This is a genomic window from Desulfosporosinus metallidurans, from assembly GCF_001936615.1.
GTDB classification, from domain to species: domain Bacteria; phylum Bacillota; class Desulfitobacteriia; order Desulfitobacteriales; family Desulfitobacteriaceae; genus Desulfosporosinus; species Desulfosporosinus metallidurans.
Window position 1 is genome coordinate 146,486 of sequence record NZ_MLBF01000005.1, and the last position, 14,248, is coordinate 160,733.

General features: G+C 47.5%; 15 protein-coding genes. 1 reads left to right on the forward strand and 14 read right to left on the reverse strand.

The window, feature by feature from the left end:
- Nucleotides 1–4: 4 nt before the first annotated feature.
- Both DSOL_RS05735 and DSOL_RS05740 read right to left on the reverse strand, forming a co-directional pair.
- A complete protein-coding gene (locus DSOL_RS05735; RefSeq protein WP_075363903.1) occupies nucleotides 5–823 on the reverse strand; it encodes a C39 family peptidase in 819 nt (272 codons plus the stop codon).
- 90 nt (nucleotides 824–913) lie between these two features.
- The gene (locus DSOL_RS05740; protein ID WP_235838710.1) at nucleotides 914–1,450 is read right to left on the reverse strand and encodes an SLOG family protein; all 537 of its coding nucleotides are present in this window, start codon (nucleotides 1,448–1,450) and stop codon (nucleotides 914–916) included.
- A 160-nt stretch (nucleotides 1,451–1,610) separates the two neighbouring features.
- Between DSOL_RS05740 and DSOL_RS05745 the strand changes: the two genes are divergently transcribed.
- Nucleotides 1,611–1,922, forward strand: a complete 312-nt coding sequence (locus DSOL_RS05745) for a helix-turn-helix domain-containing protein (RefSeq protein ID WP_075363904.1) — start codon at nucleotides 1,611–1,613, stop codon at nucleotides 1,920–1,922.
- Nucleotides 1,923–1,962: 40 nt separating this feature from the next.
- On the opposite strand, the gene DSOL_RS05750 is transcribed toward DSOL_RS05745, so the two are convergent.
- The 12 genes from DSOL_RS05750 to DSOL_RS05810 form a co-directional block, all read right to left on the reverse strand.
- Nucleotides 1,963–3,795, reverse strand: a complete 1,833-nt coding sequence (locus DSOL_RS05750; protein ID WP_075363941.1) for a VirB4 family type IV secretion system protein — start codon at nucleotides 3,793–3,795, stop codon at nucleotides 1,963–1,965.
- A 5-nt stretch (nucleotides 3,796–3,800) separates the two neighbouring features.
- Nucleotides 3,801–4,490: a hypothetical protein gene (locus DSOL_RS05755; RefSeq protein WP_075363905.1), complete on the reverse strand. Its 690-nt coding sequence runs from the start codon at nucleotides 4,488–4,490 to the stop codon at nucleotides 3,801–3,803.
- A 227-nt stretch (nucleotides 4,491–4,717) separates the two neighbouring features.
- Nucleotides 4,718–5,764 (reverse strand): tyrosine-type recombinase/integrase, encoded by a 1,047-nt coding sequence (locus tag DSOL_RS05760; RefSeq protein WP_075363906.1) that lies wholly within the window; start codon nucleotides 5,762–5,764, stop codon nucleotides 4,718–4,720.
- Entirely contained in the window at nucleotides 5,757–6,707 is a 951-nt protein-coding gene (locus tag DSOL_RS05765; protein ID WP_075363907.1) for a tyrosine-type recombinase/integrase, read from the reverse strand. Before DSOL_RS05765 ends, DSOL_RS05760 begins: the two co-directional genes overlap by 8 nt.
- Nucleotides 6,704–7,936, reverse strand: coding sequence for a site-specific integrase (locus tag DSOL_RS05770; RefSeq protein ID WP_075363908.1), 1,233 nt, complete (start codon nucleotides 7,934–7,936; stop codon nucleotides 6,704–6,706). The genes DSOL_RS05765 and DSOL_RS05770 overlap by 4 nt, the downstream gene beginning before the upstream one ends.
- Before the next feature lie 202 nt (nucleotides 7,937–8,138).
- Entirely contained in the window at nucleotides 8,139–9,566 is a 1,428-nt protein-coding gene (gene ltrA / locus DSOL_RS05775) for a group II intron reverse transcriptase/maturase (RefSeq protein WP_075363909.1), read from the reverse strand.
- A gap of 452 nt (nucleotides 9,567–10,018) precedes the next feature.
- Nucleotides 10,019–10,471: a DUF3846 domain-containing protein gene (locus tag DSOL_RS05785; protein ID WP_075363910.1), complete on the reverse strand. Its 453-nt coding sequence runs from the start codon at nucleotides 10,469–10,471 to the stop codon at nucleotides 10,019–10,021.
- Nucleotides 10,472–10,496: 25 nt separating this feature from the next.
- On the reverse strand, nucleotides 10,497–12,224 hold the full coding sequence (locus DSOL_RS05790; RefSeq protein ID WP_075363911.1) for a DUF8193 domain-containing protein: 1,728 nt from the start codon (nucleotides 12,222–12,224) through the stop codon (nucleotides 10,497–10,499).
- Between the two features lie 74 nt (nucleotides 12,225–12,298).
- Nucleotides 12,299–12,859 (reverse strand): DUF6550 family protein, encoded by a 561-nt coding sequence (locus DSOL_RS05795; protein WP_075363912.1) that lies wholly within the window; start codon nucleotides 12,857–12,859, stop codon nucleotides 12,299–12,301.
- 140 nt (nucleotides 12,860–12,999) lie between these two features.
- Complete coding sequence (locus tag DSOL_RS05800; RefSeq protein WP_235838711.1) at nucleotides 13,000–13,437, reverse strand: hypothetical protein; 438 nt, start codon at nucleotides 13,435–13,437, stop codon at nucleotides 13,000–13,002.
- A gap of 101 nt (nucleotides 13,438–13,538) precedes the next feature.
- Nucleotides 13,539–13,934 (reverse strand): DUF4320 family protein, encoded by a 396-nt coding sequence (locus DSOL_RS05805; protein WP_075363914.1) that lies wholly within the window; start codon nucleotides 13,932–13,934, stop codon nucleotides 13,539–13,541.
- Nucleotides 13,928–14,248 (reverse strand): hypothetical protein (locus DSOL_RS05810; RefSeq protein WP_427854376.1); only part of this gene is annotated, 321 nt, incomplete at its 5' end. The genes DSOL_RS05805 and DSOL_RS05810, both read right to left, overlap by 7 nt.

Sequence of the window (14,248 nt, forward strand, 5' to 3'; positions counted from 1 at the left end):
CTTGTTATGTCGATATAATCCAGAATGGGCCGCCCGCTTCGGCGCTTTTATGGGCTTCGTTCAGTATGATGGATAAGTCCCACTCCTGTTCGCTGCGCTTTTTGCTGGCTGGGTCCGCCACCAGGATTTTTCCCCCGGCGGTCACGCCCCTGAGTACGATGAAATGCCCGCTGGACGTAAAATGCCCCTTTCCCATCAGTGCGACCACCAGCTTGCCGGAAGACAGCGCGTCAACAATTTTTTGCGGTTCCTTTGCCGGGCAGCCTTCTACCTGCAAGCCAAAGGCTTTCGCTGCGCCCGGAATAAGGGAATGATAGGAACCGCCGCCGGGAGCCCAATACCCGTTATCATAAGACCATTCTGCCATTTCCACCGGGTCAACCGTTTTATCCGTCAGGCTGGATACTACCATAGCCATTGCGGTGGGACCGCAGCCATACCCGCCGATGTTGTCTGTCCCGTAAGACTTGTCTCTGAACCGTTCATCTCTCTGGTTGTAGTACACCACCGGCGTGGCTCCATCGGTAAAGATCACGCCCTCATAGGATGTTATGCCGCTTTCATAATTCGTTGCCGCAAGGTACTGGTACATCCCGTAGTCGTTTTGCAGCCGCTCTACCTCGGTAATGGCTCGGCTATCGAAAAACTCACCCAAAAATTCCAACGGGTGGGTAAGGATATAAACGAAGGCCGCCAGGATGAGAACTACACACAGCAAGGGTGTAAGAATAATAATCAGCAGCTTTTTTCTTGCTTCTTCATCGGATGCAAGCTTTAAGGCCGCCTGGGCAAGAAGCTTTGCCGTTGCCGGATCAATTGCCATAAAATTACCTCCATTATAAAAGGCGCTCCTGTCAGTAGGAGCGCCTTTATGGTTCATTGGGCTGTGTCGCTAGTGTTTATTAGAATCAGTTCACATTTCAAAGGTATTGGGGTCAATCAGAATCACAGTCTTTCCCAGGGTGCGGGCAAAAGCAAGGATGTTGCCCGCGCCGCCGGGCTTGCCGTTCCATACCGCAAGCACATAATTACTTTGCTTGACCATGTATTCCTTTTTCTTTTTGATGCAATCCTTAGTGTAATGACGCTGCAAAAGGGTTTCCTTATCGCATCGTTCTACAATAGAAAAGTACCTGTCACGCTGCGCTATCGTCCATTTTGCCGCCTGATCCTCACAGGGAATAACGCACTCCAGGGTAATTTCGGGATAGTCTCTTTTGAGGTCAAGGACGATTTCTGCGGCAAACTGGCCGACACCTAAATCAACACCGCTGATGAAATGAGTAACTCCCAAAGCTTCAATCAAATAGACCGCCTGTTCCTTCAGTACCTGCTTCAACCGCAGGCAACCGGCGTTTTCTTCGTCAAGCCCAAGGGGAAGGCTTTGAAGGCGGGGTCCCGCAAAGCAGCAGGCAGGCCTTATATTGGCTTCTTTAATAAGCATCGTCATTTTAGGCAACCACCTTTCTCATAATAATAAGGAATTAAGGCATATATTTTCTTACATTATATGGAATACAATTCCCTATGTCAATAGAAACATATGCTGTAATTCCGTATAATGAACCGATGTATTGTCTATAATCATATATACAAGGTGGTGAATTGTAATGTATGAGGATTTGTTTTACGAAAGATTAACTAGGCTCCGCACACAAAAAGGGGTTTCCGCAAGGGATATGAGCCTGTCTTTAGGTCAAAGCGAAAGCTATATCAATAAAATTGAGAACAAAAAGTCGCTGCCGTCCATGACAGGATTTTTTTATATCTGCGAATATCTGAATGTCCCTCCAAAGGATTTCTTTGATGACGAAGTAAGCTTTCCGACAAAATTAAATGACTTAATGGATGAGTTAAAGAAGCTAAACGATGGCCAGTTGGAGCATCTTCTGGCTATAATTAAGGACTTAAAGACAAAGTGAGAAAAGCAGGCTGCATGAGATATACAGCCTGCTTCTTTTTTTATCTTCCTCCAGCCTTACCCATATAGTCAAACTTGTATTCAGGTATCTCGAAATTGACGTGCAGACGCTTGGAACCGATCACAAATAAGGCGTGGCCTCGTTTCTTGCTTTCCAGCAATTCTTCCTCCGCTTCGGTAAGATTGTAAAGCTCCTTTGTTTCCTGCAAATTCTTTCCGTCGGTTCCCATGATGACTTTGATACAGGGGATGTCCAGCAGGGCCTGCCCATACATCTTGATTTCAGGGGAAAGAAAATCCACGACGCTGTGGGAGATGATGATTAGTCCTGCTTCATATTTTCTTGCCCGTTTTTCTACATTGCGCAAAAACACAAGGCTCTGCGGCACCTGGGGATCGATCATCAGGTAGGCTTCATCGCAAATGAGCAATACTCGCTCGGTCCTGTCTTTGGACATCTGCTCCCAGCACCAGGTCAACAGGTTGAAGTATTGCGTCCTTTTGATGTTTTCGCTTGTGTTTTGCAGGGAATGGGTGTCCAAACAAATACAGCGGGAATGGGTTTCAACGGCGGTGTGGCCGTTCCATAAAAAGCTGTCGCTGCCGTTGGCTACATCATACAGCAGCAAAGCCAGGTCACGATAGACGGTGTTGCTCTTGTCCTTCTCTGCTTTTTCGGAAATCAGCTTATGCAGATCGCTAAAGGTGGGAAACTGTGTGTTGGACAGGGTGGTAATATCCGTGTCCCAATAAATTTCAAACCGGTTGTAAAGCTCGATGACGCTCTGCTTCAGGATGGCCTTCTGCATGTCCGTGAGGCTGGGCAGATAGAGATTGAAGAAGATTTCCAGATTCTTAACGTGGAGCGCCATGTCCGACATGCCGTTGCCCTCGTCCCGGTACAGTTTGCCGCCCTTTTCGTCCGGCTCGTCCTCGCTGTCCCTGGGTGCAGGCCGGATTTGCAGGGGATTGATTTTGCCGTTGGCGCCACCCCCCGCGTTAATCCAGTCGCCGTTCAAATTCAGGCACAGGTCACGGTATTCCGATTCGGGGTCGATGAAAATCAGCTTGGTACCTTTCATATATTCCGCTAAAGCGATATGCTTGACGGCGGTGGATTTGCCCACGCCGGCCACACCCATAAAGACCATATTGGAATTGGTGCGGTCATTGCCGCGCTTCCAGGTGTCTACTATGATCAATCCGCCGTTGTTGTCCTTCGCAAAATAGTACCCGGTGCCGTCATTAAAGCCGCTGGACGCAAACGGAAATCCGCCCACAAAGGTGCTCATGGGGATAATCCTCTGCACAATGCTCTCCACCACCGGACTTACGGGATAGGTCGGGGAAATGGTCTGCAAGCCCTCTTTTTGCAGGTTGGCAAGGGTTCTGACCTTGCATTTCATCACGTTGACGACTCTCTCTACCCTTCGGCACCCCTTGACAAAGCTTTTTTCGTCATGGGCCACCGGCATGATGACAAGGCTCATCAACGCCACAGTTTCGCCGTTTTGGTCGATCTGGAGCATAATCCGCTCCCCGTCCTCTGCGGCTTTTTCGCTTCTCTGCCGGGTCAAGGGGTCCTTGGCACCGTCTGCGGCAGCCCGGTTTTGAATAATGCTCTTGGATATGGCTGAAATCAAAGCACTGTTGTCCACCGGCTGGATGCCGATGGAAACAAGGGTACCCGGTATGTTGGTGATTTTACTCAGCCAACCCGTATCCACCTTTTGAGGATAGCGGACAACGCCGTAAATCTTTCCCGTGTTTTCACCGATCACCAGGCTATTTCTCTTAATTTCAAGCCCCATCGGAGAAATGACGTTTAACAAGGCCTCATTCACCGGTACAAACTCGGTCTTTTTTCTGGAGATTCCTATCAAAATACAACACCTCCGCCTAAAATGGGAATGGAAGGCGTAAAGTCCGTCTCCTCCAAGTGCATATAGGCGGGGTTGTTGATGAGGTTGCAGAGCCGCACAATATCCTGCTGTTCCAGGATTTCGCAGCCAATCCCACAGTCACCGAGGTTTCCGGCAAAATCCTTGGCCTTCACCAGCAACTCCTTTTCGGCGCCCTCGTCGGCTTTTTCCCAGAGGACGATGTAAAACTGGCGCTCCACCACCTCGCCAGACAGGGCAAAGGTGGTCATCTCCAGGATTTCCTGCTTCAAAAGCTCCTTTTGCTTGGGGTCGGAGGTGGCAAGCGCCGCTGACAGCTCGGAGATCAGAGGTGTAATGTCCACCGGACGGGATACGGCAAGAAATTTAAAGGGGTGCTGTATGCCGGACATATTGGCTGTGAGCTGCTTGACCAGTTGCTGTTTTTCGCCCTTGCTGAACAGGTCGATGGTGAGGGGGTTTAGTTTCAGATAGCAGAGTACAAGCTGGTCTCTTGTGTAGAGATATTTGCCTTTGATGTCCTTGACGTTGACAAACTCATTGGCTGTCTTTTGCTGGCCGTCCGCAGCCGCAACCTGTTTTTTCCTTTTGTCCGACAGCCTGATGAAAAGAAAAGCGCCGCCCCCCAGGGCAGCGCACACCATAATCATAATGATTGGGAAAATCAAGCCATTTCCACCTCGCTTTCTTTGATTTCCTGAATGCCTTCGCAATCTACCGATTTGAATAGGCTTCTATGCCCCAGGCCTAACCACCTCCAGAATCGGGTAGGAGGCCACCCATTATTTGAGTGGCCGACCTCCCACACCACTTATCCCGCAAAATGCGGCATTCCGACTAATTGTCACAAGCCCTCATATCAAGCCCTTCCTTCACAAAAATGGCGGGATAATATTTACTGGCTTAACCCATATAACTGCCTGATTAACGCCTCATCATCTTCCCATTCAAGATATGCAGTTTCGCCGGATAGCAACGGGTTCAATTTTGAAGTAGCTTTCATGATAGCCTCTTTTTTCATTTCAGTATCAGCATTCGCATAGATCAATGTCGATGAAATTTGTGCATGCCCGAGCCATTCAGCCAGCAAAACCATTGGCATCCCACTTTTATACAGGTGCATGCTGCGAGAGTGACGAAACATGTGGCAATGCAGTGACTCTGGGACTTTTGGATTGACGTTATGCGCGGCGGTACCGTATTTCTTTACAAACTTTTCTGAGCAGTCTGGCGACATAGCAGATCGGTTCCCTTTTCGTTCGATGTAGAAAAGATGATTGCTAAAGGAAATTTCAGGGTGGAAGACATCAACATACTTTCTGAAATGATCAACGGTTTTGGGCATTACTGGCACCAAGCGCGTTTTCCCACCTTTCCCAGTAATGACAACGTAGGGCGATTTACCTTCGAAGTGGATGTCACTTAACCTGATATCTAGCAACTCTTGGTTTCTGGCTCCGGTATCATACATCAGTATCATAAAGAACAGATTTCGTAGCCCCTTCTTCTTTCTGGCATCTGGCTGCTCAAGTATAGTTTTCAACGCAGATTCACTGAAGAACTTAATGACGGCGGTCTTTGCCACCTTTTTCTGAGGGATAGTGCATAAATCATTAACGCATGCCTGAACACTAACATCCCTGACACCGGCATATTTAACGAAAGACCGGATACATGCAAGGCGATGGTTGCGTGTGGAAACACTGCAATGCCTTTTCTTTTCAAGATACTCCAGATAGCTCTCAACTGTCTCCCTGGAAAGATATTCGAAACTGAGTTTTCCCAGAGCGAAACCGTTTCTGTCGCAAATATAGCTCAACAATTGATTGAGACATTCACGGTACGACTTAATAGTATTGACGCTCACAGCCCTTTGATCTGGGAGATATACCGTCAGAAAGTCCCGTACTAATTTGAAGAAGCGGGTGCTTTTCTCATTCATCTTCGGACACCTCCGGGATCAAATCCGAGAAATGGCTCCAGTCGATAGCCGATGAACGAATGAGGTTTTCCGGTAAGAGGTGGATGTAGTATGCCGTATCCGAAAAATGAGTATGTCCCATAAATGCGCTTAGATAAGGGAGTTTTGCGAAAAGATCAGCACCTTCGTCCAGCCATTTCATCATCATCGTCGTTGCATACCGATGCCTGAGATCATAAACAACGGCGGAAGCCTCATTACTGGTTGCGCGGGCTTTGTGCCAAATCATTCGAAACTGTCCGGAAAGCCAGCGCCGATTGTATGGCAAGCCGTTCGGAGATGGGAAAAAGTTTGTGTTACCAGTGAAAATGTCGGCATTGGAAGTATGATAATCCTTGCACATCTGCAACACATCATCGGACATGGCGACATAACGCTCTTTGTGAGATTTGTTTTTTCGGACAAGCAAGATGCCTTTGTCGAAATCTATGTCGCAGCTTTGCAGTTCCCGTCCCTCGTTCGGACGCAAGCCGCAAAAAAAAATCAATCGCAATAATACAGGAAGAATCAGGTGCCGGTTAGGGGAGCATTTATTAGGCAATAGATCGTCGCACTCCTTGAAAATGCTCTGTAATTCTTTGTCAGTAAAAATATACGGCGTCCGTGTCTCTGGCCTTGGGAGAAAACTTGATGGGATCACATAGCAATCAATACCGATTGCAGATAGGTATTTAAGCAACTCCCGAACTGATTGAATCCTTCTTCTCGCGCTGGTCTGGGATTCGCTTTCCCAGCGTGAACACCAACTTAAGACTATTTCTTCTTTGAGATCGGACACGTCTAATTGCTTCGTCACTATATAATTACAAAAACGCATCAGGTCGTACTCGTAAGATTTTCTGGAATATCCTATGGATTCTTTGTAGAGGAGCATAGCCTCAATATATTCGTTGAACGTCTTCATCGTTTGGAGCCCTCCCCGACAGAGTCGAACCCCAATGCGCATTCGCGCAAGCCCTCAATATCCAGAGAAATATACGGTTTAGTCGCGTGAGTGTTTTGATGACCAAGTATCTGTGCAATCGTTGTTATGGGCACGCCTTCCATTGTCATTTGGGTGCCAAGCATCCTCCGAATGCCATGCATCGTTTTTCCATCACCAAGCGTATGTGATACTCCCGCTGCCTTCATCCGTCGACGCAAGACACATGCTACCGAGACGCCATCCTTAAATCCTTGAAAAGGCGCAAGGCTTCTTAAAAATATCTCCGGGGATTTCGATTCCGGACGACTATTAAGAATGTAGTCGGCCAAGGCGGTTCCAACGCCCCTTTGCAGCGGAAGGTTGACAGGCGCTTGAGTTTTCCCCTGAACTATATGAATCTCGCTTTTTCGCCAGTCAATATCTGAAAGTTTGATTTTCGCTATATCCCCAGCCCGCATACCACTGCTTGCAGCCAACAGCAAAATGGCATAGTCGCGTTTGCCGATTGCCGTGCTTAGGTCAATTGACTTTATGACTAATCCCAAATCATCTTGGGGCATACACGGATATATTTTTCCTTCTCTTGCTCTCGGTGCCATAAGTAAGCCTGCGTATGGAAGACCGGATAGTCCCGATCCAGTAAGATATCGATTTAATTTGCGAAGAGCGCCGACAACATCATCCATGCTTTTTGCACGTGACTGGGAAACATCGCTCAGAAACATCTGTACATGCTCTGACTCAATTTGAGAAATGTTGTTGATGTCAAAACTGGCAAGCAGCAACAGAAAACGCCTAACTATGTACAGCGTATCGCGGCTTCGCATCTCCATGCGGACTGCATCGGCGAGACCGTTGATAATATGCTCAAAGCTTTCCGGTAAAACGGGGATACTTTTGCTAACTGGTCCTTTCCAGACGAAATTGCCTGTCTCATACACCTCTCGCAGTATTCTGGTACCTCGAGTACGGAGGTTATATACATTCCGTGAAATCGCCCCTGTCTTCAGATTCTCCTGATAGCGTTGATCTAGCTCGTTCAGCAAATCTGCACTGTAATATACCTCCTGCTTTTCCTTGAAGAATTCGGAGATCGGTTTGAAACTACGAGATGCGACTACATCAAGTGTAGATTTTGCTAATCCTACTTCCTTTTCTAAGATTGCCAATGACTGTTGGATGATTCCAAAAATCGTATTGTCTTCCATGTAAGCCTCCTATTGAATTTAGTAAATTCAATATACAGCATAATGAAAGAAATATTATCCCGCCATTTTTGTGAAGGAAGGGCTTGATATGAGGGCTTGTGACAATTAGTCGGGATGCCGCATTTTGCGGGATAAGATCTGTTATCCCGATATCGGGATAAGATATCCGTGCGTACCGTTCGGTACACGGCGGTTCCTCAGTTTACGCTGTAACTTGTCGATAATACTCTGAAAAGAACAGGAATCCAAATCCTTTAATAACATTGTTTGTTAGGGATTTGGCTAGGATTGGGCTATTGGATGTTCTCCAGTAGCTCTTTCTTGTGTTTGCGTATTCCCATGCTTTCTGCTCGCGGATCCCTAGTGACTTAAGCATTTTCAGCTTTGTCCTCACTCGTTTCCATTGTTTCCAGTAGATCATGCGAATACGTCTTCTCATCCAAGAATCGGTTTCTAACAGCAACTTCTTTATGTCCGCCAACTTAAAGTAGTTTATCCACCCCATGATGTAGCGTCTGAGTTCTGTTGCCCTGATTTCATTGCCCATTCCGTTGCTTCTGGAAGTAAGCTCTTTCACTTTGCAACGCATCTTTGCAACCGATTTTGGATGTATTCTGACCCTCATTTTGCCTTTGGTTCGGTAAAACGAGAATCCAAGAAATTTTACCTTCCCTACGTAATCGACCACCGTTTTCTCCTTATTCACTTTAAGAAATAACCTTTTCTCGATGAAGGGGAGGATGTTGTTTAGCACACGTTGTGCGCTTCTTCTACTTCTGCAGAAGACCATTAGATCGTCCGCATAACGGACGAACCTGTGACCCCTTCTCTCAAGCTCCTTGTCCAGTTCATTTAACATAATGTTACTAAGAATTGGACTAAGAGGGCCGCCTTGCGGTACGCCGACTTCTGTTTCTTCGAAGCTGTCTCTAATAATGACTCCTGCTCTCAGGTATTTATGGATAAGCGATATTACTCGACCATCTTTGATTGTTCTTGCTAGTACTTCGATCAATTTACTTTGGTTCACAGAATCAAAGTACTTCTCCAAGTCCATGTCTACAACATATTTATATCCTTCATCTATGTTGTTCTGACATTTCTTGATGGCGTCATGAGCGCTTCGTCCAGGTCTGAATCCATAGCTATTGTCCGAAAACTGCTTCTCGAAGATCGGGGTAAGCACTTGGCCTATGGCCTGTTGTACTACTCGGTCTACTACCGTAGGTATTCCTAATCTTCTTTTCTTCCCGTCTTCCTTTGGTATTTCTACCCTTCGGACGGGATTAGGACGATGTTTACCGTCCAGAATTGACTGCTTGAGTTGGTCTCCGTTTTCTTTGAGATATTGCAGAAGTTCATCTACTTTCATCCCATCGACACCGTGAGCCCCTTTGTTGGATTTAACTCTCTTGTACGCATAGTTCATATTGTTTCTATCCACAATCTTCTCAAGCAGTCTATCCTTCGACATGTCTGCGTCGGTGATGTTGTTTTCAGTTATCCTCGCAGAACTGTGCACTCCTGCATATTCTTCGTGTTCCGCACTATTCGTTTGCAGTGAGCCTTCCTTACGTCCGATGTCTACTGGAAGTTGGCTGCACTTTGCTCCTGTTCTGGTAACATTCATTGACTACCACCTCCTAAGGTTCAACCCTTCCCCGATGATGTCGACTTCCTCGGGTACTATGGTATCTGCTGACTCCTCATGACAAACCTTGTTTCAACCGTGATTCAAACTGATCTCCTCACGTCCATGAGACCTCCCACGGTAAGACGATTCACTTTCATTCCATGTACCCACATCATTTACATTGGTATGTCTGTGTAGTTGATTGGACTTCGTTTTGTTTAGCAAACTCGTCCCATATCCTATGCCTGATGATGTTCGTGTTCCTTGGGTCGGAATTTTGCCTCCAGCTTCCTTCAGATTCCACCTCACGATGGACACCCTTGCTCTTGGCTAATGGTTGGCAACTACAAGCCCCCATAGTGGACTTTCACCACCAAGTTAATCGCCATGCGTGGCGCACTAAAAAAAGAGCTGCACCCGTTTAGGTACAGCCCCGAAAGCCCTGCTAATTATAGCTCCATTTCGTCTTCGTCTTCATCTTCGTCATTAAAAAGAGCCTTCAAGAAGTCGTCACTGCTATTGTAAGATTTAACGCTGACATAGCTCGCGTCCTCGACCTCTTGGATTGTATATAATTCCGGCTCCCTAAATCGTCTCATGTATTTTTCGATTTGTTCATCCGTAAGAGAAGCTTCTTCACCTGTTCCATCTTCACGGCAGATTATAAAAGTCCCCGCCACAATATCACCGTTATCCAGCTTGCGATTTCCTGGAAGCCCCAACAGCTTGCCTTCCTCATTGCAATAGAAGAAGGTGTCCCTGTCAAGTCCGACATACTGTATATTTCCGCCCACCATCTCCTGCAAGGACCGGAGATTGTTTTCAATTTCAGCTACATAAGGCGGCTTTTCAGGCTCTACAACCAAAACACGAAATTTTTTCAGATCCGTTTCGTTTTCCATAAAAATATAAAACCTCCTTCCGTACTTATGGGTTAATGGGCGCAAGGTGCCAATCGTCATAGAGTGAGCCGGAAATGCTTACAGCATCCCGTATGCTGATTGACAGCATACCGGCAGGGGTCCAGGCGTCCTGAATGTAGGTATCCACCGTGTATTGTCCGTTGGGATACCAAATCGGAAGAAAATGCACCCTGCGGTTGTAGGTGGAATAATTGTTTGTCTTAAACTGAAACTGCGCGGAGTATCCGCTTGCCGTCAGGTCCAGCAAACGCCAGTAATCCTTGTAATGGAATTCAGGAAAATAGGCGGTCGCCGTCTGCGCACCCGTCACATGAGAGGACGGCGCGTTGGTTGTAAACTGTGCATTAACGGTGGTTTTTACCCCATAGCCCGATTTCATGGTGCTGCCGCTGGCGGTGGGCACTTTATCATCCGGCAAAAGGCTCATGCTGCCGGAAAGGGATGCGGAATAGTTGTCTCTGAAAAAATCATACCAGCCGTGGTCCTCCCACCGGCCGAAATCATACCAGCTTCCGTCCTCACCGCCAACCCACACCCAATGGGATATCCATACCCAATAGGGATGCCACTGCGCCCACCAAACGCCCCAGGAGGCCGAAGCTTTCACTGCCCTTGACGGAAAACCGACTGTCGAAAAACCGTCGTTTCTATCCGTTGCCGTGGGATTCGGCGGCTCATTTTCGTCCAGACGGATAATCTTTGCAAGAATTGACGTTTGGCTTAATGTGCCTTTTGTGCTGCTTACCGTAATGGTGATTTCCTCCGGGCTGGAGGGTGTGTGCCATTTGCACCACACAAGCTGGCTTTCGCCTGCGGGTATGACGATATTGCTGACGGTGTACGTACTGCCCTTGATCCTGAAAGTCACTTTTGCGGGACTGTCGGGATTAATTTCCCCGGAAGCGTAGAGCGTGACCGGAGTGATTACGTCCGTATCTACCCTGTATTGGTAATCATAGCTTGTCACAGGAGGCGGGGTTGGGGGTTGTCCGGCAAACCGCACGATACCCAGTCCGAGACAGGCTATAATGGTATCGTTAGACTGGTTTTGGCCCGTTGCGCCGGAATAGGCGGTAAAACCCAGGTCCGGGGTTTCCAGGAACATCGAGAAAGGCAGGTTTTTGTGGGTCAGAGAGCCCATCTTGGAGCCCAGACCACCGCTTAGCAAATTGTCGTACATGGCGGCTTCCGTTGCAGTCATGGCTACTTTCTGCCCTTGAAAAGTAAAATAGGCAATAGGCTCTAAGAAGAGTTTGTATTCTCCACTAATGAGTGTGTCATAGGAAATCCCTGTTGTTTCTGCAATAGTTTGTACTGCATATTCAGAACAGAAATATGCTTTAATTGCGTCAATATTTACGCTACCGTCTGCGCTGACAATTCTTGGCATAGTTATATCGGGATTTTTATAGTTGTATGTCCCGGTAATGACAGATAGTGATGTTCCACTTAGGTATTGGATTTTGCTGACTTTCCCGAAATGATATTGTACTGTCGGCGTTATATTGGTAATGTCAATAGACGTTGTCACTGGTGAGCCTGTATTCGCATTGACAACCGTTACACGAACCCCGTCATTACCGCCGTTCCAATAGTTTTCACCGCTTCCTCCTCCAAGGCCGCCGCCACCGCCATCCAGGTTCCCACTGCCACCCGTATCGGCAAGAGCAGCAGTTGGCAAAAGGCTGCACAGCAGCACAAGGCAAAGCATGAAGGACATAATTCTTTTCAAATGAGCACCTCCAGTCAAAATAAAAAGGAGTACGGTTTTTTACACCATACTCCTTGCACTTTATTCATTTCTTATCAATTCATTTGGCCTACCTGTTTATTGATGTCACCATCAGAGCCAATTATTTCGCCCTGACTGCCGCCGCCTTCATCCTTCACCCATCCAAAGCCGGGGATATATACCTGGCCGTCCTTTTTGTCCCCGCTTTTGGGCTCACTGCTTTTTTTCTCCACAGTGGTCTGCACTTTATCATATACAGGCGGCGTATCGGGATTTTTCAGGGCACCTTCATCCTTGACCACAGGTTTTTCCGGTTCAGCCGGTTTTTGTGGGGTTTCGGCAATCGGTACTTCAACGTCCTGCTGCTTGCTTATATCAAGGACTACATTGCTTGATGTTTGGCTTTCCGTCCCGTTGGTGGGGGCCGTAATATTGGGGACGGATACCCCGGCCTTGTCGTCGGTTTTTATATCATCTACTGTTACGTTATTGCTTATGTTATTTGCGCTATTTGATTTATCCTTTTCACCGCTACCTCCGACAAGGGAGAAAACGGCAACGGCCAGAACGAGACATATGGCGGCAAGTCCTGAAACCAGCAGCCTCTTTTGGGTTTTGGCATTTAATTTGCTCATAAACTCAACCTCCTTCATAGGCTTTATCTATAAAATCGAAGTATATTTCCATACATATTATACCATTACAATTTGGACCGCGTCTAGCGGCCATTAGTCCTATAATTTTTTATCCCTTCGGGATAAAATGCACAATCCTTCTAGAATTTTGGTGTAAATCCTCCTTTCAACTTCATGGTAATTTTCAAGGGTGGAAGATGTCTCCACCCAAAGGATAGGGGCACTTCCACATCCACTGTCCCCGTCGCGGATAGCTGCGAAATGCCGCTGGTACTGGCCGGGGCAAGGGGCGCGTTCTGCATACTGACGGACAGGTCAGACAGGGTGTATTCCACATCGGGGCCTGTGTATTTTACATATTTTGTGCCTTCTTTTTTTACGCCCAAGGTGCTTTCCAGGCGGGAGTATACATCCCCGGTGTCCAGCTTGACCACCCAATCCGTCCCGCTTAAGGTATAGCCTCCGCTGTAGCCCTCACGCAGTCCGTTGTAGGCGTCGTCCCAATTTTCGGTGGCAACGTCAATCATTGCGGACTGAATTGCGTCCCGCACACCGCTTGCTATAACCATCAGCCGCATATATTCAAAGACCGCGCAGGACAGGATAATCACGACAAGGACAATTGCCAGCGTCAAAGGGGCGGAATTACCGGAGGTATGCCGGAGGATTTTTCCGAACTTCATTTATGATACACCTCCGATACGCCTGTCGCCTTCGCGGGCAGAGTAATGGGGAAGGAAGAAAAATCACCAAACAGGCCGATATTGACCGTGGTGGAAAGTGTTACGGTAAATTCTTCGTTCAACTGAAGGTTGCCGGTTTTCGACCAACTGATGGCTGGGTTCAGGCCGGTGTCATCTTTCAGCCGGTTGGCTCTTGCCGTAGTTTCGCTCCCCACGCGCCCGGCGATTTCAGCCGTGCGGCAAAGCTCCGCTGCAAAGGTGTCAAGCTGCTGTTTGGCGACAAACACCGGCGCAACCCTGACCACTAGGGCAAGCACCATCATCACCGCAAGGACCACCACGACCGCATCAATATATCCTTTTCCGCTTTTGGATTTCAGCACGTTTAGCATGGCTCCACCTCCGGGTCTCCTTCCTGCTCATCATCGGGAAGCAAGTCATAATCTGCTTCCTCGTTTCGTCTATCTTCCGTTTCCCACAGATGATGCTCCAATTCTTCCTGCATACTGAAAGAATTTTCATAATTCCATGAATGAGCAATGACAAACAAAGGTTCTTGAAATTTCATAAGGTATTCCATCTGTTCCTCCAAAGGCTCAACGCTTTTCGTGAGCAGGTGGTAGACCAGCCGCATATTGGCAAATTCCCTTACCTGTCCTATAATCTCGGCTTTGTCCATGTCGTTTATTTTATTGAGATAGGCTTC